The following is a 23,822-nucleotide window of genomic DNA, read 5'->3' on the forward strand; positions in this document are numbered from 1 at the left end:
TTAATTCCTCTGAATATAGCTCACTGTAAGATTTAGCTTAGGTCAAAACAGGGATATTTCTGACATAATGACGGCTTTGATAAACAATGGTATTCTGCCGACAATTCTTAAGGACATCTATTTCCGGGGCGGTTTGGCGGATTCTGATGAGAAATGCAATCTTGATCGCTTTGCTCCGACTCCCCCTGGCGCTAATACTGTTCATTTTAGTAGCCCCTGCAACGGCAGGCTCGTACACGGAAACGGATAAATCAGTACGTTCGATTGTTTCTGGCATTGTGAGCTACACCCGATGGCCAGCACTGTCCGGCCAGCCTAAGCTCTGTATTTATGCCTCTTCCCATTACAGACAGGCGCTCAGCAGTGAAGATGAACACAACCCGTTGCCCTATAGTCCTGTCATTGTGCATAGCGATCGGGAAGCACTCGCAGCAAGGTGTGATGCCCTCTATTTCGGGAGCGAGTCGCCGGCAAAACAACAGGAAATAATAAATCAATATCAGGGCCAGGCGTTGCTATTAATGTCAGAACAAAATCCTGAATGCGTTATTGGCAGCGCATTTTGTCTGATAATAGAGCACAACCTCGTCAGGTTTTCCGTAAATCTGGATGCGCTGGCGCGCAGTGGCGTAAGAGTCAATCCGGATGTATTAATGCTCGCACGGAATAAGAAGCATGAATAAGGAAGTCGCACCAACACCGCGTCCGACGTTTAAAAGAACGTTGCGACGAATCAGCATGATAAGCGTCATTATAACGATGACGTTTATATGGTTGCTGCTGTGTTTCGCTTCCGTGGTGACATTAAAGCAATACGCGCAAAAAAACCTCGAACTTACCGGCGCCACCATGAGCCACAGCCTTGAAGCCTCTCTGGTGTTCAACGATGCCGTGGCGGCAAATGAAACGCTGGCGACCCTCGGCAAGCAGGGACAGTTTGCCGTGGCGGAAGTGCTTAACGCACATCATAAACGGTTTGCCTGGTGGTCATGGAACCCGGCGGATAATACCGACACGCTGGGCGCGCTGGTCAACCGGTGGTTGTTCCCTGTTCCTGTCGCACAGCCCATCATACATAACGGCAATGTGATTGGCGAAATTCGTCTGACCGCGCGAGACAGCCTGATTAGCCACTTTATCTGGCTCTCATTTGCGGTCCTCACCGGCTGCATTCTTTTTGCCTCTGCCGTCGCATTGACCATCACCCGCTCGCTACATCATGGCATGGTTGTTGAAATGCAAAACATCACTGATGTTGTGCATGACGTTCGCACTAACCGCAACTTCTCTCGCCGGGTAACGGAAGGCCGCATTGAAGAGTTCCACCAGTTTGGTGAAGACTTCAACAGCCTGCTGGATGAAATGGAAGAGTGGCAGCTCAAGCTACAGGCGAAAAACGCTCAACTGTTGCGTACCGCCATGCACGATCCGCTCACGGGGCTTGCAAACCGCGCCGCGTTTCGCAACAACATTGCGGCATTAATGAACGACGCTTCAGCAAAAACCAATTCTGCCCTGCTCTTCCTGGACGGTGATAACTTCAAGGTTATCAATGACACCTGGGGTCATGCCGCGGGTGACTGCGTACTGATCGAAGCCGCCAAAAGGATGGTCGAGTTTGGCGAAAAACGTCATCAGTCTTACCGTCTTGGCGGCGATGAATTTGCCATGATCCTTTACGGCGTCCACACCGCACGTGAGGTCGAATTTATTTGCGCTGCGCTGTCGCAGCAATTTATCCGTCCGTTTGATCTGCATAACGGGCACACAGCATCAATGTCCCTCAGCATTGGCTTTGCTCTGGCGTGGGAAAATGCCTCCGTTGAAGCATTACTGGAGCAAGCCGATCGCAATATGTATCTGGTCAAAAACCAGCGTTCGAAAACAATATCCTGAAAGGAAGACGATATGTTAAAGCGATACTTTGCGCCGTTAATACTGGCATCACTGGTAATGTCCGGATGCCAGTCATCCCCTGAAGGAAAATTCACGCCAGAGCAAATTGCGGCCATGAAATCCTACGGCTTTAACGAACTGAATGGCGACTGGTCTCTGGGCCTGTCGGATAAGATCCTGTTTGATAAAAATGACGCCAGGCTGCGCCCGGAAAGTGAAACGCAGATCCAGACTATGGCCTCACGCCTGGCGGCAACCGGTCTGAACCACGCCAGGATGGATGGCCATACGGATAACTATGGCGAAGAGAGCTACAACGAAGCGCTTTCGTTAAAACGTGCCAATGTTGTGGCGGATGCCTGGGCGAAGGGCGCGAACATCCCGCGCAGCAATCTCACTACGCGGGGCTTAGGCAAAAAATACCCTGTCAGCAGCAACCGCACTGCGCAGGGGCGCGCTGAAAACCGCCGGGTTGCGGTAGTCATCAGCACGCCTTAAGGCTATTTAACGGCTGTTCCGGCGAGCGACACGCCTGAACCTGCTCGCCAGCGCAGCCAGTCAATCACAATAAAGACCGCCAGACTGACGCCCATTACCGGCAACGCCAGCCCCAGCAGGAGGCTTATCAGGAACGTCATTCCACTTCCCCACAGCGGCAATGCCAGCCAGCTTTGGCAGAGCGTCTGTACCGGATTCGCGGCTGACGTTGCAGGGCGACGCATCCACCACATCCGGTATCCCCAGATAATTAACACACACAGCGCAACGCCAAACGCGATGAGCAGCAGCTGATTTGCCAGACCAAACAGGATCCCCATATGGAAATCCACGCCCCAGCGGGTGAGTTTAGCCATCAGCGGGAAATCCCCGAAGCGAGTGCTGTCCAGCACCTTCAGTGAGTGGGGATCCACGGCAACGGCATCAACCTGCGTTGGCCAGCGGCGATCGATTTCCGTCACCGTCCAGGCCTGGTCGACCCTGCTTGCCGGACGGATCTCAACGTTGTTCGCATCAATCCCTGACTGGCGGGCGACCTGCAATACGTTGTCAAAAAGCGACAGTTTGACTGGCATTTCAGGCATCGTCATTTCCCCGTGATGACCACGATGTTCGGCGTGTTCATCCCTCATTTCCGGCGCACCGGAAAGGGTGGTATTTACCTGCGGCGTCAGCCAGTTCATCTCTGCACGCAGCTTATCGACGTTGCCACCGGCCCATTGTGACCAGGTTAACCCGGTGACTGAGAACAGCAGCATTCCCGCCAGTAACGTCCAGCCTAAGATCACATGCAGGCGACGACGATTCTGGAAACGATTGTTAATACGGCGCTTCGGTCGGGTGTAGAACCACAGCGCGATCCCGCCCAGGGCAGCAACCCACATCCACGAGGCGGCTAACTCGCTATAGAGGCGCCCGATGTTGCCCAGCATCAGCGAGGTATGCAGATAATCGATAGTCTGACGCAGCGGTAAAATCCCGCTGGTGCCGTACACGGTCATATCCCCTCGAATCTCAAGGCTGGTGGGATCAATAAAAATAGCCCGATGCTCGGAGGGACCCAGCGCCGGGTCGGCAAACATCACGCGGGTCGTTTCGCCCTCTTCCAGCCCCGGACGTACAGCATGTAAACGCAGCGCTGAACCCACGGCCTTTTCCGCCACGGCAATTTGTTCAGCAAGAGGCTGCGCCTCACCCACGGCATCCGTGTGGAGTGCATGATGGTACAGCGCCTTTTCAAGCTGCGGCGTGGCGACATACAGCGTTCCGGTCAGCGCTGCGAAGAAGATAAACGGACCGACAAACAGCCCGATATAGAAATGGAGGCGACGCAGCAGGTTTCCCCATGCCGCGCGCGGAGTGCAGGTAGTCATACTTTTCCTTTTTAAGGCAAAAAGTGAGTGATTTTGTTTTAAAGGGAGAAAGCAGACCGACGCGGCGGCGCGCGGGTATCGGGGTAAAGCCAGGGGAAAAAGTGCCAGTGGCTGACCGCCTGACGAGGCGGTTTCACGCGCAGCCGCTGCAACACCACGCTGAGCAGAACGATAAGCGCCAGCATCACGCCCGGCACATGCGCTAACAGCACGCAGTAGCCGCATGCTTCCGCATGGTCAACTGGCATAGAATGCGGCATATCACCATGATGCTCGTCCATCGACATCATGCTCATGTCATGGTGCATACCCGGCATGGCGCTCATGGGATCTTTTTGCAGCGAGACGGAGATCAGCGGCGCCACGACGATCAGCAGGATCGCAAACAGCGCGGTCAATGCCGCTGCGCGTTTCCAGTTACGCTGATGCAGTACGTTATCCACTTACCCTCCACCCAAGAGGCGAACATTGTAAATGATTTATGACGGAAGGGTTAACGCGAGAGGTGCGATGGGATAAAAAAAGGGCCAGCCTTTCGGCCAGCCCTTTCTAACAGGATGTCGCTTAAGCGAATCTTAGTTCAGACGCTCTTTAATACGAGCAGACTTACCAGTACGCTCACGCAGGTAGTACAGTTTAGCTTTACGTACAGCACCACGACGTTTAACAGCAATGCTGTCAACTACCGGAGAGTGAGTCTGGAAGACACGCTCAACGCCTTCGCCGTTGGAAATTTTACGAACAGTGAATGCAGAGTGCAGACCGCGGTTACGAATAGCGATAACCACGCCCTCGAATGCCTGCAGACGTTTTTTGGAACCTTCAACAACCCATACTTTCACTTCCACGGTGTCACCTGGACGGAAGGAAGGTACGTCCTGCTTCATCTGCTCTTGTTCAAGTTGCTTAATAATGTTGCTCATAATTTAATCTCTTATCCTGGGTAAACTGATATTCGGGAGCGTATTACGCTTTCCCATCATGTTCATGCTGCTGGTGCGCGTGTTCAGTTTTGAACTCGGCCAGCAACTTTGCTTGCTCTTCAGTCAGAGCCAGGTTTTCCAGAAGTTCAGGTCTTCTAAGCCAGGTTCGGCCCAGCGACTGCTTCAAACGCCAGCGACGTATCTCGGCATGGTTTCCAGACAGTAACACTGCCGGGACTTCCATCCCTTCTAACACTTCAGGACGAGTATAGTGTGGACAGTCCAGCAATCCATCGGCAAACGAATCTTCTGTCGCCGAAGCTTCATGGCCCAGTACACCCGGAATGAACCGGGCAACGGAGTCAATCAGCGTCATTGCTGGTAACTCACCACCGCTGAGAACGTAATCGCCGATAGACCATTCTTCGTCAATCTCGGTTTGAATTACGCGCTCATCTATCCCTTCGTAGCGACCACAGACCAGAATCAGCTTTTGATTCGTCGCCAGTTCGCTCACGCCCGCTTGATCAAGCTTGCGTCCCTGAGGTGACAGATAAATCACCTTCGCGCCTTCACCTGCCGCGGCTTTTGCTGTGTGAATGGCGTCCCGTAAGGGTTGCACCATCATCAACATCCCCGGTCCGCCGCCGTAAGGACGATCGTCCACGGTACGGTGCCGGTCGTGCGTGAAGTCACGAGGACTCCAGCTCTGGATGCTCAGCAGGCCATTCTTTACTGCCCGGCCAGTTACCCCGTAATCGGTAATCGCGCGGAACATTTCAGGAAACAGGCTAATTATGCCAATCCACATAGCGCCGTCTTTTACCGTTTATCCGGAGAATTTAAAAACCAGGATCCCAATCTACTTCAATGGTTTGAGTAGTGAGATCGACTTTCTTGATAACCTGTCCATCGAGGAACGGAACCAACCGCTCCTTGATGCCAAATGCATCTTTCAGGTTTGCCTTAATGACGAGAACGTCATTTGACCCGGTTTCCATCATGTCGATGACTTTCCCCAGGCTGTAGCCTTCAGTGGTCACTACCTGGCAACCCATAAGGTCTTTCCAGTAGTAGTCACCCTCTTCCAGCTGTGGCAACTGCGACGAATCCACGACAATTTCACAATTAGTCAGCGCATTCGCGGCATCACGATCGTCAATGCCTTTCAGCTTGATGATGATGTCCTGATTGTGGTGACGCCAGCTTTCCAGCTCGACCTCTTCCCACTTACCGGCTTTCTGGATAAACCAGGGCTGGTAATTAAAAATGCTATCAGCGTCTTCAGTGGAGGAAAACACTCTGAGCCAACCACGGATACCGTAGCAAGAACCCATTTTTCCCAATACGATCGGTTCAACAGGTGCTTTATTGCTCATCATGACCACCGTGACAGATTAAGCTGCTTTGTTTGCTGCTTTGATCAGCGTAGCAACGCGATCGGAAACAGTAGCGCCCTGGCCAACCCAGTGAGCGATACGATCCAGATCCAGACGGGTTTCTTCTTCTGCGCCAGCGGCCAGTGGGTTGAAGAAACCAACGCGCTCGATGAAGCGACCGTTGCGTGCATTACGGCTGTCAGTCACAACAACCTGGTAGAACGGACGCTTTTTAGCGCCGTGACGAGCTAAACGAATAGTTACCATAACATCCTCTTGTGTGAATAAAACAACCGGGCCCCATCGAGGAACGGAGCCCGGGTGTCATATTAAAAGCCCGAAAATTTTACTCATTTTCGGGCAAAAAGCAATCTCAAAAGCGATTAACGCCCAGGAAAACCGGGAGGCATCATGCCTTTCATGCCGCGCATCATCTTCGCCATGCCGCCTTTCTTCATTTTCTTCATCATGCGCTGCATGTCGTCGAACTGTTTCAGAAGGCGGTTAACGTCCTGCACCTGCATGCCGCAACCGGCTGCGATACGGCGTTTACGGGAACCTTTGATGATTTCTGGCTTCGCGCGCTCTTTCAGCGTCATCGAGTTGATGATGGCCTCCATACGCACCAGCACTTTGTCATCCATCTGGGATTTGACGTTGTCCGGGATCTGGCCCATGCCTGGCAGTTTGCCCATCAGGCTTGCCATGCCGCCCATGTTTTTCATCTGACGCAGCTGCTCAAGGAAGTCGGTCAGATCGAAACCGTCGCCCTTTTTCAGCTTGCTGGCGAGTTTTTCCGCCTGCGCGCGGTCAACCTTGCTTTCAATATCTTCGATCAGCGACAGCACGTCGCCCATGCCGAGGATACGGGAGGCAATACGATCCGGATGGAACGGCTCCAGCGCTTCGGTTTTCTCGCCCACGCCGAGGAACTTGATTGGCTTACCGGTGATATGACGAATAGAGAGCGCCGCACCGCCGCGGGCATCGCCGTCGACTTTGGTCAGCACCACGCCGGTTAACGGCAGGGCTTCGTTAAACGCTTTTGCGGTGTTCGCCGCATCCTGACCGGTCATGGCGTCAACAACAAACAGGGTCTCTACCGGATTGATAGAGGCATGCACCTGCTTGATTTCGTCCATCATCGCTTCGTCAACGTGCAGACGACCGGCGGTATCCACCAGCAGCACGTCGTAGAATTTCAGCTTCGCCTCTTTCAGCGCCGCGTTAACGATATCGACAGGCTTCTGCGCCACGTCGGACGGGAAGAAGTCAACGCCAACCTGCTCGGCCAACGTTTCCAGCTGTTTGATCGCCGCCGGGCGATACACGTCCGCCGACACCACCAGCACCTTTTTCTTGTGCTTTTCGCGCAGGAATTTCCCCAGCTTACCGACGCTGGTAGTTTTACCCGCACCTTGCAGACCCGCCATCAGCACGACGGCCGGCGGCTGAGCCGCCAGGTTTAGCACCTGGTTCTCTTCGCCCATCGCCGAAACCAGCTCGTTACGGACGATTTTGACGAACTCCTGACCCGGAGTCAGGCTCTTGTTCACTTCATGGCCAACCGCTTTCTCTTTCACGCGGTTGATAAAATCACGCACGACCGGCAACGCGACGTCTGCTTCCAGCAGCGCCATGCGCACTTCGCGCAGCGTTTCCTTGATGTTCTCTTCGGTGAGGCGTCCACGGCCGCTGATGTTGCGCAGCGTGCGCGACAAACGATCGGTTAAATTATCAAACATTGTCTCTCGCCTGGGGTAGAAACGTTAGGTCGCCTGGGCGACACATACACAGAATTTTGCCGGAGTATAACATGAAGGCGCCTTTGTTGTTATGCAACGGTTGGAGCAGGCGTCACGTAACGTTATACTGCTTCTCTTTCTTATTAAGACAACTGTCGACGCCTATATGCCTGTTTTCGCACTGATCGCCCTTGTTGCCTACTCTGTCAGCCTCGCGCTGATCATTCCTGGCCTGCTGCAAAAAAACAGCGGCTGGCGGCGCATGGCTATTCTTTCGGCAGTGATCGCACTGATTAGCCACGCGTTTGCGCTGGAATCACGCATCATTCCCGGCGACGGCAGCGTGCAAAATCTGAGCGTACTGAACGTCGGCTCGCTGGTCAGCCTGATGATCTGTACGGTCATGACCATTGTCGCGTCTAAAAACCGTGGCTGGCTGCTGCTGCCGATAGTCTACGCCTTTGCGCTGATCAACCTGGCGTTAGCCACGTTCATGCCCAATGAGTTTATTACTCACCTGGAAGCCACGCCGGGGATGCTGGTGCATATTGGCCTGTCGCTGTTCTCCTACGCGACGCTGATCATCGCCGCCCTTTACGCCATGCAACTCGCCTGGATTGACTACCAGCTGAAAAATAAAAAGCTGGCGTTTAACCACGAAATGCCGCCGCTGATGGTGATTGAGCGTAAGATGTTCCACATCACCCAGGTCGGTGTGGTTCTGCTGACGCTGACGCTGTGCACGGGCTTGTTTTATATGAAGAACCTGTTCAGCGTGGAGAATATCGATAAAGCGGTCCTCTCCATCATCGCGTGGTTTGTCTATATTGTCCTGTTATGGGGCCATTATCATGAAGGCTGGCGCGGTCGTCGCGTGGTCTGGTTCAACGTAGCGGGTGCGGGCATTCTCACGCTTGCCTATTTTGGTAGCCGCTTCATACAGCAATTTGCTGGCTAAGTAACAAAAGGAGTTCCCCCTGGAACACATCTCTACCACCACGCTGATCGTCATTCTGGTCATCATGGTGGTCATCTCCGCTTATTTCTCTGGCTCTGAAACCGGCATGATGACGCTGAACCGCTACCGGTTACGCCATCGCGCCAAGCAGGGTAACCGTGCCGCGCGTCGTGTCGAAAAGCTTCTGCGTAAGCCGGACCGGCTGATTAGCCTGGTGCTTATCGGTAACAACCTGGTCAATATTCTCGCCTCTGCACTGGGCACCATCGTCGGGATGCGTCTATACGGCAACGCAGGCGTGGCGATTGCCACAGGTGTGCTCACGTTTGTGGTGCTGGTGTTTGCGGAAGTGCTGCCCAAAACCATCGCCGCGCTTTACCCGGAAAAAGTCGCCTACCCGAGCAGCTTCCTGTTAGCACCGCTGCTTATTCTGATGATGCCGCTGGTCTGGCTGCTGAATATGGTGACACGGGTGCTGATGCGCATGGTGGGTATAAAGGCAGACGTCACCATTAGTAGCGCGCTCAGCAAAGACGAACTGCGTACCATCGTGAATGAATCCCGCTCGCAGATCTCCCGCCGCAATCAGGACATGCTCCTGTCGGTGCTGGATCTGGAAAAGGTCAGCGTTGACGACATCATGGTGCCGCGCAATGAAATCGTCGGGATTGATATCAACGACGACTGGAAGGCCATTGTCCGCCAGCTGACGCACTCCCCGCACGGGCGTATCGTCCTCTATCGCGATTCTCTCGACGATGCCATCAGCATGCTGCGCGTGCGCGAGGCCTATCGTCTGATGACTGAGAAAAACGAGTTCACCAAAGAGGTAATGCTGCGCGCCGCCGACGAAATTTACTACGTGCCGGAAGGCACCCCACTCAGCACGCAGCTGGTGAAGTTCCAGCGAAACAAGAAGAAAGTAGGCCTGGTGGTGGATGAATACGGCGACATACAGGGGCTGGTGACGGTCGAAGATATTCTGGAAGAGATTGTAGGGGACTTTACCACGTCAATGTCGCCTTCCCTTGCGGAAGAAGTCACCCCGCAAAACGACGGGTCAGTGCTTATCGACGGCAGCGCCAACATTCGTGAAATCAATAAAGCTTTCAACTGGCATTTGCCGGAAGACGAAGCGCGGACGATGAACGGAATGATCCTGGAAGCGCTGGAAGAGATCCCGGCGGCAGGCACGCGCGTGCGCATTGAACAGTATGATATTGATATTCTGGACGTTCAGGACAACATGATTAAGCAGGTGAAGGTCCTGCCCGTTAAGCCTCTACGCGAAAGTATTGCCGAATAAAATGTAGGCCGGGTAAGGCGAACGCCGCCACCCGGCACTACAGGCAGCACGTTATGCTTTCGCTTTCGCCACGGTCACCATCGCAGCGCGAATAGTACGACCGTTCAGGGTATACCCTTTCTGCATAACGCCCAGCACGTTACCCGCGGCAACGTCTTCGGATTCCACCATCGCAATGGCCTGGTGAACGTTTGGATCCAGCGGTACATCCGTATCGGCAATCACTTCAACACCGAACTTACGCACCACATCCAGCATGGATTTCAGCGTCAGCTCAATGCCTTCAATCATCGCCGCGTTATCCGGGTTAGCTTTATCCGCCACTTCCAGCGCGCGATCCAGGCTGTCGATCACCGGAAGCAGTTCGTTGACGAATTTCTCCAGCGCAAATTTGTGCGCCTTTTCAACGTCCAGCTCGGTACGACGGCGCAGGTTTTCCATTTCCGCTTTGATACGCAGTACGCCATCGCGTTCGCGATTCTGCGCTTCTACCAACTGAGCTTCCAGGTTGGCAATTTTTTCATCGCGCGGGTCCACCTGCTCAGCAGACGTGTCTGGCTCTACTGCCTCAACTTCATCGTGCTGTTCCGTGATAATTTCTTCAGGGGCTTGCCCCTCAGGCGTTTTCTGTTCTTTACTACTCATGAATTTCTCCGCGTTTTTCTGCATTCATCTCGCTAACTTCGCTTATTATGGGGATCAGTTTCCTGGATTCAAGGGAACAAGGCAGATTGTCATCATTCATCAGGCACAAGGACCTCCAGAAAATGAATAATCATTTCAGGTGTATTGGGATCGTCGGCCATCCGCGTCACCCTACCGCATTGACGACACATGAAATGTTGTATCGCTGGCTGTGTGGTAAAGGCTATGAAGTGATGGTCGAGCAGCAGATCGCCCAGGAGTTGCAGCTTAAAAGCGTCAGAACCGGCACGCTGGCGGAAATTGGCCAGCAGGCGGATCTCGCCGTGGTGGTCGGTGGCGACGGCAATATGCTGGGCGCGGCGCGAACGCTGGCTCGCTATGATATTAAGGTTATTGGTATTAACCGTGGCAATCTCGGTTTCCTGACCGACCTCGACCCGGACAATGCGCAGCAGCAGCTGGCGGACGTGCTGGAAGGCCACTATATCAGTGAAAAACGGTTTTTACTGGAAGCCCAGGTGTGTCAGCAGGACTGCCAGAAGCGCATCAGCACCGCCATTAACGAGGTGGTTCTCCATCCCGGTAAAGTGGCGCACATGATCGAGTTCGAAGTCTATATCGACGAAATCTTCGCTTTCTCGCAGCGTTCTGACGGGCTGATTATTTCAACCCCGACGGGGTCAACTGCCTACTCGCTTTCAGCCGGAGGCCCAATCCTGACGCCATCGCTGGATGCCATTACCCTGGTGCCGATGTTCCCGCATACGCTCTCGGCGCGTCCGCTGGTGATCAACGGCGACAGCACCATCCGCCTGCGTTTTTCCCATCGCCGTAACGACCTGGAGATCAGCTGCGACAGTCAGATTGCGCTCCCCATTCAGGAAGGTGAAGATGTCCTCATTCGCCGCTGCGATTACCATCTGAACCTGATTCACCCGAAAGATTACAGCTATTTCAACACATTAAGCTCCAAGCTCGGCTGGTCAAAAAAATTGTTCTGATTTTGCATCCAGCACTTTACTGTATATAAAACCAGTTTATACTGTATACAAACACAGTTATGGTTTTTCATACAGGAAAACAATTATGCTGGCACAACTGACCATCAGCAACTTTGCCATTGTTCGTGAGCTTGAGATCGACTTCCATAGCGGAATGACGGCGATTACCGGAGAAACCGGTGCAGGTAAATCCATTGCCATTGATGCCCTCGGCTTGTGCCTCGGCGGTCGTGCTGAGGGGGATATGGTGCGCACAGGCGCCGCCCGTGCCGATCTCTGCGCCCGCTTCTCGTTGAAAGACACACCTGCCGCCCTGCGCTGGCTGGAAGCGAACCAGCTCGAAGACGGACGTGAGTGTTTACTTCGCCGCGTCATCAGCAGCGATGGCCGCTCCCGCGGTTTTATCAATGGTACAGCGGTTCCCCTTTCCCAGCTTCGCGAGCTGGGCCAGCTGCTCATCCAGATCCATGGTCAGCATGCGCACCAGCAGTTAATCAAACCCGAACAACAGAAAGCCCTGCTTGATGGCTACGCAGGTGAGTACGCGCTTACTCAACTCATGGCGGAGCACTATCGTCAGTGGCATCAAAGCTGCCGCGAACTTGCGCAGCATCAGCAGCAAAGCCAGGAGCGTACCGCGCGCGCCGAGCTGCTGGAATATCAGCTGAAAGAGCTGAACGAATTTAACCCGCAGGCGGGTGAATTTGAGCAAATCGACGAAGAGTACAAGCGTCTGGCCAACAGCGGTCAGCTGCTTTCCACCAGCCAGACTGCCCTTAACATGCTGGCGGATGGCGAAGACGTGAATTTGCAGAGCCAGCTGTATAACGTGCGTCAGCTTGTGACCGAACTGACCGGCATGGACAATAAGCTTTCTGGCGTACTGGAAATGCTGGAAGAGGCCGCGATTCAGATTTCAGAAGCCGGGGATGAGCTGCGCCACTATTGTGAACGTCTGGATCTCGACCCGAACCGTCTGTTCGAACTTGAGCAACGCATCTCCCGTCAGATTTCACTGGCGCGTAAGCATCACGTAACCCCGGAAGAGCTGCCGAATTACTATCAGTCTCTGCTGGAGGAACAGCAGCAGCTGGACGATCAGGCCGATTCCCTTGAAACCTTGTCTCTGGCGGTCAATCTGCATCATCAGCAGGCGCTGGAAACGGCGAAACGGCTGCATGACGTGCGGCAACACTATGCGCTGGAGCTTAGCCAGCACATTACCGACAGCATGCATACGCTGGCGATGCCGCATGGGGTGTTCACCATAGATGTTCGCTTTGAAGAGAATCACCTGACGGCGGAAGGCGCAGACCGCGTAGAATTCCGCGTCACCACCAACCCGGGCCAGCCTTTGCAGGCGATTTCGAAAGTGGCTTCCGGCGGTGAACTGTCGCGTATCGCCCTGGCCATTCAGGTGATTACCGCCCGTAAAATGGAAACCCCGGCGTTGATTTTCGATGAAGTGGATGTGGGTATCAGCGGCCCGACCGCGGCCGTTGTCGGCAAACTGCTGCGTCAGTTAGGTGAATCGACGCAGGTCATGTGTGTGACTCACCTGCCGCAGGTCGCCGGTTGTGGTCATCACCACTTTATCGTCAGCAAGGAAACCGATGGCGAAATGACGGAAACGCACATGAAGCCGCTGGATAAACGCTCACGCTTGCAGGAGCTGGCACGCCTGCTCGGCGGCAGTGAAGTCACCCGCAATACGCTTGCGAATGCGAAAGAACTGCTGGCGGCATAAACTTTTTCGGGATCTCAGGGTCATACAGAACAACAAAAACGCCGCAAGACCGGTTTCAAAGTGGGGCAAGGTCTATTATCATCGGCATATTACATATGAGCCGCGTACTGCTCGGGCCCGAAAAGGAATCAAATCACTATGCGCTGTAAAACGCTGACCGCTGCCGCAGCGGTTCTTCTGATGTTGACCGCAGGCTGTTCCACTCTGGAGAAAGTGGTTTACCGTCCTGACATCAACCAGGGGAACTACCTTACCCCTAACGATGTGTCCAAAATCCGCGTGGGTATGACACAACAGCAGGTCGCTTATGCCCTGGGAACCCCGATGATGTCCGATCCGTTCGGCACAAACACCTGGTTCTATGTATTCCGCCAGCAGCCTGGTCATGAAGATGTGACCCAGCAAACCCTGACGCTGACCTTCAGCAGTGCCGGCGTGCTGACCAACATCGACAACAAGCCTGCCCTGACCAAATAATCAGGCGTCAGCAACGCAAAAAGGTGCTCATTGAGCACCTTTTTTGTATCTGAATTCTTACGCAGAATCGTAGTCCCGGTAAGCGAAGCGCCACCGGGGGAGAAAGCGCTACTTACCCGATTTCTCCGCTCGCTGACGGCGCAGCTCTTTCGGATCAGCAATCAGCGGGCGATAAATCTCAACCCGATCGCCATCCTTCAGCGCATCAGCAAGCTTAACCGGACGGCTATAAATGCCGACTTTATTCTTCGCCAGGTCAATATCACGGCGAAGTTCAAGGATGCCGGAGGCCCGGATAGCCGCCTCAACGGTGGCGCCCTCTTCAAGCATTACGCGCTGCAAATACTGCTTCTCTGGCAGCGCATACACTACCTCAACAGCAATCTTATGCGACACTGTAAACCTCTTTGGCGCGCGTGGTGAACGCCTGAACCATATTCGAGGCCAGCTCTTTAAAGATACGGCCAAACGCCAGTTCGATCAGCTTATTGGTAAATTCAAAATCCAGATGAAACTCAATGCGGCAGGCGTCAGCGCTCAGCGGCGTAAACTTCCACCCCCCCATCAGTTTTTTAAACGGACCATCCACCAGATGCATCAAAATACTCTGATTGCTCGTCAGGGTATTGCGCGTGGTGAACGTTTTGCTGATCCCCGCTTTGGAGACATCCACGGCCGCAGTCATCTGCGTCGGGCCGGATTCCAGCACCCGGCTACCGGTGCATCCCGGAATAAATTCCGGATAGGACTGAACGTCGTTCACTAACTGATACATTTGTTCCGCGCTGTAAGGAACAAGCGCGGTACGGCTAATCTGAGGCATAGCATTTTCCATGGTCACACAACAGACAAATAATAACATTTATCACCTGTTAAAAAAACGCTAAGCCTTATCTCGTGCTAAGATAGCGCGTTAGACCTCACAGGACGCAATGAGGTGACTTTTTAAAATCAGATTACCGACGGCTTTACGACACTTATGACGAAGAAAAAAGCACATAAACCTGGTTCGGCGACCATTGCGCTTAACAAGCGTGCTCGCCACGAGTATTTCATCGAAGAAGAATTCGAGGCCGGCCTTGCGTTGCAGGGCTGGGAAGTAAAATCGCTGCGTGCCGGGAAAGCCAATATCGGCGACAGCTACGTGATCCTGAAAGACGGTGAGGCCTTCCTGTTCGGCGCGAACTTTACGCCGCTGACCGTCGCCTCTTCACATTACGTCTGCGATCCTACCCGCACCCGTAAGCTGCTGCTGAACAAGCGCGAACTGGAATCCCTCTACGGACGCATCAACCGCGAAGGCTTCACCGTGGTGGCGCTCTCTTTGTACTGGAAAAACGCCTGGTGCAAAGTGAAAATCGGCGTGGCGAAAGGTAAGAAACAGCACGACAAACGTACTGACCTGAAAGCACGCGAGTGGCAGCTCGACAAAGCACGTATCATGAAAAACGCAGGACGTTGATTCTGCGCACTTATTGTACTATTCAATAAGTTAGCGTTTTGGGCTGGTGTCGAGGAAGTAAAATCTGGTATACTGAGTTCAACACTATTGGGGCTGATTCTGGATTCGACGGGATTTGCGAAACCCAAGGTGCATGCCGAGGGGCGGTTTGCCTCGTTAAAAGCCGCAAAAAAATAGTCGCAAACGACGAAAACTACGCTTTAGCAGCTTAATAACCTGCTAAGAGCCCTCTCTCCCTAGCTTCCGCTCTTAAGACGGGGATCAAAGAGAGGTCAAACCCAAAAGAGATCGCGTGGAAACCCTGCCTGGGGTTGAAGCGTTAAAACTAATCAGGCTAGTTCGTCAGTGGCGTGTTTGTCCGCAGCTGGCGTGCGAATGTAAAGACAAACTAAGCATGTAGTACCGAGGATGTAGAAATTTCGGACGCGGGTTCAACTCCCGCCAGCTCCACCACTTTTGATAGGACTGCAACCGGACAGCGGCAATAAAAACAGCCACTTACGGACACTGACCAGACAGTGCGCAGACTGAGAAAAGACAAAAATATGCACGTGAAATGCACGTGCACTTTAAAAGAACCCCAGATCTCACGGTCTGGGGTTTTTCTATTTGTAACTAAGGGTAACAAAAACCCCTCACCCTTTCGCGCTTCGCTCTCCTTGACACTGTTTATTTTTACAGTAAAAATACTGTATGCAATCACAGTGGTTTTCCGGAGGCTTATATGTTCGTTGAACTGGTTTATGACAAGCGTAATGTTGAAGGGCTCCAAGGGGCCAGAGAGATCATCCTGGCTGAACTAACGAAGCGGGTGCACCAGATTTTTCCTGATGCCGAAGTGAAGGTAAAGCCGATGCAGGCGAACGGCTTAAATAGTGATGCCAGCAAAAGCGATCGGGAAAAGCTGAACCGCATGTTAGAGGAAATGTTTGAAGAGGCCGATATGTGGTTAACATCAGAATAACCTACCGCTCGCCTGGTATCGTGAGATAGTCAAAAGATGCCGCTAATGATGTAGCGGCAATTGGCGTTAAATTTGTTTCAACTGGTTTTCAAGCTCCGTCACCCTTCTTAGTAGTTGTCGCACTACCGGCACAATATAAGCTGATGCAACTTCCGCAACATCAACAATCATTCCGTCTTCGATAATGCCGCCCTCACCATCAATAAGCTCCTGTCGTTCGATCAGTTCCTCATTACGTACCAAAATGTCCTGAGCACGAAAACCGGCACGAACCTTATCGGGTGACCATTTAAGCGTATAGAGAATGGACTCCCAGTCCTGAATAAAGCTCACTGCCTCCTCTTCACTGATGACTTTTTTCTCATTCTTGACACGGATATCTGAGACGGCTGGAGTGATAGTCCCGTTGCTGGTCTGAATCACACTTCCGCCCTGAATGAAGTACCAGTACGAACCAAAGGTGCCGTCATCACTGACGCTTATTAACGCACCGCTATTAGCAGCTTGTCCCGAGCTGTGCATGTATCCACCAAAAGCAGCATTGAGTGTATACGTGCCAGTACCAAACCTCGCAACAAACGGTTTGCAGGCAAAGGAATTAGAAGTTGCATTTGTCGTTTTCTGAGTCACAAGCCCCCCAGCTGGGCCGCCGAGAGACGTAGTGAGTGGTGCATCAATTGCAGTCATTCTGTTGATATCTGAATTGTTACCAGAAGCAGCTGCGCCAAGATTTGCGCGAGCACCTGAAGCAGTCTTATCACCTGTTCCGCCCTGGCTGACGCTTAGAGCCGTAGTAAGCCCACTAAGGCTGGTAATGTCGTTGTTTGCACCTTTTTTCGCCAGGGATTTCTGGCCGGGTACGGTAACTGCTGTGCCATTAATAGTAATGGTTACATCAGAAGTACCGTTCATTACATCAGCAAACCCGCTCATGTAACGCTGATACATCGTGAAGGTTTCAGCAATATCCTGCGCCAGGCCATCCACGCTCAGACTGTCGCTCAGAAGAATGGCATATTTAGTTCCAGAAGGTACGGCGGGGTTAGCAGCGGGCGTAACGGTAAGAGAGGTTGCGCTTCCAATCGCGGTAATCTGAAAAACCTGCGCCGGGCTTGTCAGGGCGATAACAGTACAGCCGTTACGAATAAGTGAGCCAGCTGCAGTGAAGTTTGTGCCGGTACCTGTAAGGGTGTTTCCGCTTAGGGCGATAGTGCCGGTGGTATAAATCATATTTTCTCCAGGAAATAAAAAACCCCGCCGGAGCGAGGGTGCATTTAAAGGGTGATATTTTTCAGACGTACATATCGGGAAGAACGGGAAGATTGAGGGGCGTTACCGTGTCATTACCAAAAATGGCATATTGTTCGCGCCCGAGATACTTGCCTCCCTGAACTGATGCGTAACCATTCTGAATTTTTATTCCAAACATTCGATACACATATACTCCGTTAACCTCATGGGTCATTAACCCAAACCTGCCCAGCGGAACATACCCGCTGCCTATGTTCACAGCGCTTTTAGAAGGCGACCAGAGTTGATTGAGGTAAACGAAAGGTCGTTTTGTGGTTGAAAAGGTACAGGCTCCTGCAGCATTGAAAATATTAAGGCCGGTGCCAGGCTGCGGCGCTACGCCACTGGCGAAGATAGCGATGTCTATCGTGCCGGTTGCAGGAGAGTCATCATTTGTTGTCGGAGGGCTGAAAAACCTGACCGTGTTACCGTCGAAGTCAATTGTATTACCGCTGTTACAGCGCCCGAAAACGATATACTTCGACTTGTCGTATCCTGCTATTGTGGGGACAGCCCATCCCCCGGTGGGAACACTGACGGTACCCTTCCAGATACACTGACCTGACTGTGTGGCATTAGTTATCGAGGTGAAGTCTGTACTGTTGCTGATGAGCAGGCCCACCCCACTTGTCTGACCTGTCGGAAATATCTGCCAGAGGCTTCCCGGAAACGTGTAAGTACTCTCCCTTTCGCTGATGCTGTTGTCTTTCATCGTAGAGTTCTGCGTAACCCTGCCCCCAGAAATGGTGACCGAGTTCATTTTATGAAGCAGACCTGAATCAAGGTAAGCCGTCGCATGTGGGATAAACAGTACCTGCGCTCCGGACACATAACCGGCAATGTCCGCGTATTTTGCTTTCTGGTAGCCACTGTCAAAATTAGCACCAAACGACGGGCATCTCAGACCTGCCGTTATCTCCATACGCTTTCCGCCGTCGTTAAGTTCTATCAATAATCCTGTCGGCATTTTATGTCCATGTCCCCAGTACGATGCGACCTCCACCCGGAATATTAATGGTTACGCCATTACCATTAATCACCGTTGTGTTGCCGGAGCCATTGAAAGAAAAATTACCGTTTGTGGCGTAAATCGAGCCGCGAACGGTCACGTTGTTAAACGTCGCGTAGCCAGATTTGTTGATGTGCCAGCCAACGTTCCCGGTTCCGTCCCAGGTTGAAGACTGAATATAGCTGCCGATTTTGGCGTTACCGATCGTCCCGTCACCAATTACTGTGTCCCGGATGATGGCTTGTCCGTTCTGGATAACAAACGGAAGAGTCACGGCGCCGCCTGCCTGAGTCATCACAGCAAAGCGGTCAGCCAGGAAGAGCACCTGCGACTGCATACCCGCTGGCGTATTCTGAACACCAATGCCCATTCCGGCTGCGTACTGGTTGCCATTAGAATCAATAGCTACCTTGATGCTGTACATTGCATTCAGGTTATTATTGATGTCGGCTGTTACCTGGCTGTTCTGGACAATAGCCGCAGACTGGCCGTTAACCGTGACCTTAAGCGAGTTAATTTGCGTCGCAGACGCCTGGGTGAAGTCAGCAAGTGTCTTCGACAAGTCAGTGACATTCGCTGTGTTTCCACCGGCACTGGAATCTAGGGTACGCAACGACTCAGCAACAGCCTTACTGGCGTCAGCCATGACATTGTCGACCCGTTCAATACTGGCTTTGTTATCACCATACTGAACGCTCATAAGGTTGCGCTGGTTAACCTGTGCGAGCGTACTGGTGATCAACGCAATAGCGTTGTTCTGAATGCCGCCGCTGGCCTTGTCCGTTTTCGCTCCCAGCTCTTCAAGACGTGACGCCATTGACGAATCGAGGTCTGTGACAACCTGGCTAAGGTTGGTGATTGAAGCCGTATTCTGCGCACCGACTGCAGCAGCCGAATCAGCTTTATCAGAGGCGGCCTGTGTGGCTGCAGTCAACTGGCTTACCGCGGAAGCGCGAGCTTCAGTTTCCGTTGCTAACGCCTGGCGAACTTCAGTAATACCCGCTTCATTCTGCGCAGTTTGTGCCTCAAGACGAGTAACATCCGTGACGCGTGCTTCCGTCTCAGTAGCGATCACCTCCCGGAGCTGTTCGAATGTCGCAGAGTTAGCCCCCTGCTGCGCAGTCTGGCGCACAACAACATCAGCAATAGCCAGGGCGTTGCCAATGATTGCTTCTGCTGTCTGCTTATTCGAACCTACTGCTGCAGCCAGACCATCGGCGTTCTCCTTAATCGCATCAGACAATTCGGCCAGTTTCTCGCTACTTTCTACGGCACTCTCAATCAGATCCTTGAATACCTCGGAATCTTTAATTTCCTCCAGGATCACATCGGTGATATCGGAAACATCGATGCTCGCCTGTCCGCGCACCCAGTCGGTGTATCCTGACTCGTTGCCGCTACGGTCCACCAGCTGCGCGCGGTACCAGAAAATTTGCCCAGCCTTAAGGCCCATCTGCTGATACTTGCGCTGCGGATAGGGTACGTCTGCCAGCAGCATCGCATCGTCTTCCGTCCCGGTCAGGCTGTACTGAATTTCCGTCTTCAGCGTGTCGTCGGTGTTCGCCGGGAATCCCCAGCTAAGCTCGATACCGAAAACCACATTATCAGAAGCGATGAAGCCGACCGGTTTCGGCGGATTGCCCACTTTACCCGTAAGATTTACTTCTGATGATGTCGCCCATACTGATGAAACGTCGCTGGCGTTCACCGCCCTGACACGGACCAGATAGCGACCCGAGTAGATACCCTGCACTTCAAAGCCGAGAGAAGACGTTCGGGGCACACTAATCCAGTTGCCGCTGTCACGCCGCCATTCCGCCTCGTACGCAACTGCACCCTGAACAGAATCCCAGGCAACGCGCATGGTGGTAATCGCAATGTTCTGGTTAACCGTAGAGTAACTGTCTACGACAATATTTCCTGGGGGAGCCTGAACCCCCGGTGGAATGACACTGACTGGCCGCTCGTCCAGTCTTGCGCCGGTATCAACAGCGGAATAGATATCAGGGTTGTAAGTCGTCCCGGTGACCTCGAAAGTTCCGTCGTTGTTGTCCCGCGTTCCCGTAACACGGAAAAGCGCTATAAACAGATCGTCAGAGTCCACGCCCCAGTTACATTCAGCCTCCGGCGTTTCGCTGTAGGGTGTGGTGACAGTGACTGTGTTTCCGTTAACGGCCTGGACGGTTCTGGCCTGAGCTGTGCCTGATGGAAGATTCAAAAACAGCCTGTTACCGGCTTTCACATCAGCGGCGCGATCGAGGGTTATGTTGCGGCCGTTAACCGCGCTCACCCTGCCGCCGATAGTTCTTCCGGCCAGCTCGTTAGCAGCCACGCCGATCACCTCACCAACAGGGGGAACGTCCATGCCCGTGCTGAAGGTCACCACCTCGCCGATACCGTTGGTAAGCAGCGCCCAGCGCCCCCGCCGGTTTGCCTCTGACTGCCTGGTGCAGCCGATCGCAGTCATTTCGAGCTGACGATAATCGAAGCGCATGGCCAGATCGTTATCGTAAACAGGCTCAGGCGTGTCTTTATAGTGGTTGGCAGGGTCTGACCAGTTCACCAGCGCGGCAGTGTTTCGGGTGGTTTCACTCGGATCCGCAAAGGTAAATTTTCCTTCAACAACGCTGGCGTGGTTATAGATGTGCCACACATCCCGTGGCATATCGGCCAGGACATACATCTTATTGTCGCCCCAGTACGTCATGCCGCGAAATATACCCGCCAGATCACGAAGTACGGTCCAGGCGTCATTACGGTCCTGGATATAAACGTTGCAACGAAAACGAGGCTCCGTCCCGCTGCCGCCCTTGCCGTCTGGTACCAGTTGATCGCAATACTGGGCGATGCGATAAAGTTCCCATTTGTCTATCTGAGTCGCATCGATTCTTTGACCCAGCCCGAAGCGCTCGTTCAGAATGATGTCGTAATAAATCCAGGCAGGGTTATCCGTCCACGCCCATTTAAATACGCCCTCCCATGTACCAGAATAAGTGCGGGTTTCGGGATCATAAGTATCAGGTACACGGATGATTCGCCCTTTCGGATTACACACAACCTGAGGAATGCCATTAGGGAACTGCTTTGCGTCAAACTCTACATACAGCAGCGCTGTGTTAACGTAGCGAAGTTTGGCGTCAATAATTTCAGTAACGGCCACAACGCGCATGGTGTCGACGATATTCACGCTCGTGGAATCCGGCGTGATTCTGCGAACCCGCAACTGCCATCCAGTCGAGGCTTTCGGAAGATTGACGCGGTGACTGCGCTCATAAAGCGACGTGGTTTTGTCATCAACAGCACCGTTAACCACCGTTTCATACGGCCCGCCATCGACCGACAGATCGATAGCATACTCAACGCGGGTGCCGACTTTATCGCCGTTGTTTTTCTGGAGTAAAAGAGTTGGCCATCCCAGGCGAATTCGCAGCGCAGAGAGCTGCGTGTTGGATACCGCGCGCACGTACGGCACAGCCTGTTTCAGCTCATATGAAACCTGAAGTTCGTTTTCAATGCCCGGAAAGCCCTGAATGTAATCCTGGTCCTGAGTACCGGAACGGAACTCGTATTTTACATTATTGAAATTGTAACTTCCGTCGGCGTTCTGGAGAGGCGTGTATGAAGATGAGTCACCAAGGAAAATATTTTTACCATCAAGCCCACCGGCGAACTCCCCCTCCCCAAGAGCAATAAGCACTTTTGCCCTGGCAATGGACTGAATGCTGTCCGGTGCCTCAACAGGCGTTCGGGTCTGATTGCTGCCACCTTTGCCGCGGCCTTTGATGATTGTCGTCGTCATATCGCGTCCATAAAAAAAGCCACCGTTAGGTGGCTTACAGTGGGTGGTTTGGTTTATTGCTGATCTTCTGCATATATCCCGGCGGAGATAATAGCGCCGCCTATTTCTCGCTGACCATAAAGCAGGGGAACGGGATTACCGGAAGCTGTCGTATTAACGGGTCCACCAAACGCATAGGAAGGTTTGTTATCAGGATCTTGCCGCATTCGCAGACCTGAGACCTGAGGAGAGAGCATTTGCACTACACCGCCAACGGCCATCGCGGCACCTACGGAAAACATTAGGTTACTTGCTGCAATACTAACTCCTGGCATCCATATGGCCGCAGCCACCAAAGCCGTTCCGAGCAATGCCTGGAAAACTCCCGCTCTTTTGCTTCCCCTTATTACAGGGATTATTCTCAGTTCATCCCCTGGGCCCAGGAGCTCAAACTCTTCGTGTCCGATATTGCGGCGATCCCGGAAAATAACAAAATCCAGTCCCTTTGCCCGAGCTTCACGCAGATAAGCATCAAAGCCGTCAATGGTGTTAGAAAGCGCCCTGAACACTTCGCTGGCAGACGTTAGTGCGCGGCGATGTGTCCTGCCAAATCGCTGAGCCATTGAGCCGCTGAGTTTAATGACGGTTTTTCTTTCCATTACATCAAATCCTTATAACGCAGAATTTTGATGGTACGGTCACGATAATAGCCGCCGTAAGGAATGCGCTGGCTTAGCTGACCGTACATGTGATGCAGTAGCATGTTGCCATCAAGCAAAATCCCGGCATGGTTCGGGACGGTGGACTGAACCTGCATGATAACCATGTCACCGGGCTGAGCGGGGCCGTCGTACTCACGGAAACCGCATTCCTGCCAGTTATCCATATAGAGATTTTCACCCTGCTCCCACCAGTGGCGATCTACGCTGTAGTTGGGCAGTTCAATGCCGTGCTCGATGCGGAAATAGTCCATGATGAGAGACCAGCAGTCTGCATACCCGAGTACAAACTGGCGCCCTGTGAGGGGGCGGTCTCCGCGAGGCATGACGGTGCGAATGTCGCCCTCCGGCCACGATGCAATAATCCAGGGCAGTTCCGTGGCATCACACATCAGCATGTCGAGTTCGCTCGGCTGAGTTGTTGCCCCGTCGCCGGGATGGCTGTGGACGATCGCCACCACAGTGCCCTGCTCTTCGGCGGCCGCATAATCCTCAGGATTAAGTTCAAATTGCTCAGTCGGCGACTCAGCATTATTTTTGCAGGGGATGTATTTCTCCACCCGCCCCTTCTGAATAACCACGCCACAGCACTCCTCGGGGAAGGATGCGGCGGCATGCGCCAGAATGGCGCTAACTGTTTTGTCGCGCATGA

25 protein-coding genes and 1 other RNA gene are annotated in these 23,822 nt (G+C 53.0%); 11 read left to right on the top strand and 15 right to left on the bottom strand.

Annotated features, from left to right (window positions below):
• The first annotated feature begins 146 nt into the window (after positions 1-146).
• The 3 genes from FZF21_RS16250 to FZF21_RS16260 are packed head-to-tail and all read left to right on the top strand — an operon-like array spanning position 147 to position 2,394.
• Complete coding sequence (locus FZF21_RS16250; RefSeq protein WP_032672087.1) at positions 147-683, top strand: YfiR family protein; 537 nt, start codon at positions 147-149, stop codon at positions 681-683.
• Entirely contained in the window at positions 676-1,896 is a 1,221-nt protein-coding gene (gene dgcN / locus FZF21_RS16255) for a diguanylate cyclase DgcN (RefSeq protein WP_017692859.1), read from the top strand. Before FZF21_RS16250 ends, dgcN begins: the two co-directional genes overlap by 8 nt.
• Before the next feature lie 12 nt (positions 1,897-1,908).
• Positions 1,909-2,394 carry an OmpA family protein gene (locus tag FZF21_RS16260; RefSeq protein WP_017382956.1) on the top strand — a complete coding sequence of 162 codons (486 nt, stop codon included), beginning with the start codon at positions 1,909-1,911 and terminating at the stop codon, positions 2,392-2,394.
• A gap of 2 nt (positions 2,395-2,396) precedes the next feature.
• On the opposite strand, the gene FZF21_RS16265 is transcribed toward FZF21_RS16260, so the two are convergent.
• The 7 genes from FZF21_RS16265 to ffh form a co-directional block, all read right to left on the bottom strand.
• On the bottom strand, positions 2,397-3,767 hold the full coding sequence (locus tag FZF21_RS16265) for a PepSY-associated TM helix domain-containing protein (protein WP_047738490.1): 1,371 nt from the start codon (positions 3,765-3,767) through the stop codon (positions 2,397-2,399).
• Between the two features lie 38 nt (positions 3,768-3,805).
• Positions 3,806-4,210 carry a DUF2946 domain-containing protein gene (locus FZF21_RS16270; protein WP_023304265.1) on the bottom strand — a complete coding sequence of 135 codons (405 nt, stop codon included), beginning with the start codon at positions 4,208-4,210 and terminating at the stop codon, positions 3,806-3,808.
• Between the two features lie 132 nt (positions 4,211-4,342).
• The gene (rplS, locus tag FZF21_RS16275; protein ID WP_002914145.1) at positions 4,343-4,690 is read right to left on the bottom strand and encodes a 50S ribosomal protein L19; all 348 of its coding nucleotides are present in this window, start codon (positions 4,688-4,690) and stop codon (positions 4,343-4,345) included.
• A 43-nt stretch (positions 4,691-4,733) separates the two neighbouring features.
• The gene (gene trmD, locus FZF21_RS16280) at positions 4,734-5,501 is read right to left on the bottom strand and encodes a tRNA (guanosine(37)-N1)-methyltransferase TrmD (protein ID WP_003863138.1); all 768 of its coding nucleotides are present in this window, start codon (positions 5,499-5,501) and stop codon (positions 4,734-4,736) included.
• Between the two features lie 31 nt (positions 5,502-5,532).
• Positions 5,533-6,072: a ribosome maturation factor RimM gene (rimM, locus tag FZF21_RS16285; protein WP_015571575.1), complete on the bottom strand. Its 540-nt coding sequence runs from the start codon at positions 6,070-6,072 to the stop codon at positions 5,533-5,535.
• Positions 6,073-6,087: 15 nt separating this feature from the next.
• Positions 6,088-6,336 (bottom strand): 30S ribosomal protein S16, encoded by a 249-nt coding sequence (gene rpsP / locus FZF21_RS16290; protein WP_003863133.1) that lies wholly within the window; start codon positions 6,334-6,336, stop codon positions 6,088-6,090.
• A 116-nt stretch (positions 6,337-6,452) separates the two neighbouring features.
• Complete coding sequence (gene ffh, locus FZF21_RS16295) at positions 6,453-7,814, bottom strand: signal recognition particle protein (RefSeq protein WP_003863132.1); 1,362 nt, start codon at positions 7,812-7,814, stop codon at positions 6,453-6,455.
• Positions 7,815-7,980: 166 nt separating this feature from the next.
• Here ffh and FZF21_RS16300 point away from each other — a divergent pair, with 166 nt between their 5' ends.
• Both FZF21_RS16300 and FZF21_RS16305 read left to right on the top strand, forming a co-directional pair.
• Positions 7,981-8,772 (top strand): inner membrane protein YpjD, encoded by a 792-nt coding sequence (locus tag FZF21_RS16300; RefSeq protein WP_014832951.1) that lies wholly within the window; start codon positions 7,981-7,983, stop codon positions 8,770-8,772.
• A 19-nt stretch (positions 8,773-8,791) separates the two neighbouring features.
• Positions 8,792-10,078: an HlyC/CorC family transporter gene (locus tag FZF21_RS16305; RefSeq protein WP_026094274.1), complete on the top strand. Its 1,287-nt coding sequence runs from the start codon at positions 8,792-8,794 to the stop codon at positions 10,076-10,078.
• Positions 10,079-10,129: 51 nt separating this feature from the next.
• On the opposite strand, the gene grpE is transcribed toward FZF21_RS16305, so the two are convergent.
• Positions 10,130-10,723, bottom strand: coding sequence for a nucleotide exchange factor GrpE (gene grpE / locus FZF21_RS16310; RefSeq protein WP_003863126.1), 594 nt, complete (start codon positions 10,721-10,723; stop codon positions 10,130-10,132).
• A 122-nt stretch (positions 10,724-10,845) separates the two neighbouring features.
• On the opposite strand from grpE, the gene nadK reads away from it, so the two are divergent.
• The 3 genes from nadK to bamE all read left to right on the top strand — a co-directional run bounded on the left by nadK (position 10,846) and on the right by bamE (position 13,948).
• Positions 10,846-11,724, top strand: a complete 879-nt coding sequence (gene nadK / locus FZF21_RS16315) for an NAD(+) kinase (protein ID WP_017383004.1) — start codon at positions 10,846-10,848, stop codon at positions 11,722-11,724.
• Positions 11,725-11,809: 85 nt separating this feature from the next.
• The gene (gene recN, locus FZF21_RS16320) at positions 11,810-13,471 is read left to right on the top strand and encodes a DNA repair protein RecN (protein ID WP_015571579.1); all 1,662 of its coding nucleotides are present in this window, start codon (positions 11,810-11,812) and stop codon (positions 13,469-13,471) included.
• Positions 13,472-13,609: 138 nt separating this feature from the next.
• Complete coding sequence (bamE, locus tag FZF21_RS16330) at positions 13,610-13,948, top strand: outer membrane protein assembly factor BamE (protein ID WP_003863121.1); 339 nt, start codon at positions 13,610-13,612, stop codon at positions 13,946-13,948.
• Between the two features lie 108 nt (positions 13,949-14,056).
• Here the strand turns inward: bamE and FZF21_RS16335 are convergent, their stop codons facing one another.
• Together FZF21_RS16335 and FZF21_RS16340 are read right to left on the bottom strand one after the other, a co-directional pair.
• Entirely contained in the window at positions 14,057-14,344 is a 288-nt protein-coding gene (locus FZF21_RS16335) for an RnfH family protein (protein WP_017383006.1), read from the bottom strand.
• Entirely contained in the window at positions 14,334-14,771 is a 438-nt protein-coding gene (locus tag FZF21_RS16340) for a type II toxin-antitoxin system RatA family toxin (RefSeq protein WP_003863117.1), read from the bottom strand. Before FZF21_RS16340 ends, FZF21_RS16335 begins: the two co-directional genes overlap by 11 nt.
• Before the next feature lie 156 nt (positions 14,772-14,927).
• Between FZF21_RS16340 and smpB the strand changes: the two genes are divergently transcribed.
• The 3 genes from smpB to FZF21_RS16355 all read left to right on the top strand — a co-directional run bounded on the left by smpB (position 14,928) and on the right by FZF21_RS16355 (position 16,374).
• Positions 14,928-15,410, top strand: coding sequence for an SsrA-binding protein SmpB (gene smpB, locus FZF21_RS16345; RefSeq protein WP_003863115.1), 483 nt, complete (start codon positions 14,928-14,930; stop codon positions 15,408-15,410).
• Between the two features lie 89 nt (positions 15,411-15,499).
• Positions 15,500-15,863, top strand: a transfer-messenger RNA (tmRNA) gene (ssrA, locus tag FZF21_RS16350).
• Between the two features lie 271 nt (positions 15,864-16,134).
• Positions 16,135-16,374, top strand: coding sequence for a DinI family protein (locus tag FZF21_RS16355; protein ID WP_149121237.1), 240 nt, complete (start codon positions 16,135-16,137; stop codon positions 16,372-16,374).
• Between the two features lie 66 nt (positions 16,375-16,440).
• Here FZF21_RS16355 and FZF21_RS16360 read toward each other — a convergent pair whose 3' ends face one another.
• From FZF21_RS16360 to FZF21_RS16380, 5 genes are all read right to left on the bottom strand, one after another.
• Entirely contained in the window at positions 16,441-17,604 is a 1,164-nt protein-coding gene (locus FZF21_RS16360; RefSeq protein WP_244323621.1) for a hypothetical protein, read from the bottom strand.
• Between the two features lie 61 nt (positions 17,605-17,665).
• On the bottom strand, positions 17,666-18,631 hold the full coding sequence (locus FZF21_RS16365) for a DUF6453 family protein (protein ID WP_149121236.1): 966 nt from the start codon (positions 18,629-18,631) through the stop codon (positions 17,666-17,668).
• A gap of 1 nt (position 18,632) precedes the next feature.
• A complete protein-coding gene (locus tag FZF21_RS16370) occupies positions 18,633-22,472 on the bottom strand; it encodes a DUF1983 domain-containing protein (RefSeq protein ID WP_149121235.1) in 3,840 nt (1,279 codons plus the stop codon).
• Positions 22,473-22,525: 53 nt separating this feature from the next.
• Complete coding sequence (locus tag FZF21_RS16375; protein WP_045357639.1) at positions 22,526-23,110, bottom strand: tail assembly protein; 585 nt, start codon at positions 23,108-23,110, stop codon at positions 22,526-22,528.
• A complete protein-coding gene (locus FZF21_RS16380) occupies positions 23,110-23,820 on the bottom strand; it encodes a C40 family peptidase (protein ID WP_023296258.1) in 711 nt (236 codons plus the stop codon). The genes FZF21_RS16375 and FZF21_RS16380 overlap by 1 nt, the downstream gene beginning before the upstream one ends.
• Between the last annotated feature and the right edge of the window lie 2 nt (positions 23,821-23,822).

Origin of the sequence: Enterobacter sp. LU1 (assembly GCF_008271405.2) — a bacterium.
Taxonomy (GTDB): domain Bacteria; phylum Pseudomonadota; class Gammaproteobacteria; order Enterobacterales; family Enterobacteriaceae; genus Enterobacter; species Enterobacter hormaechei_C.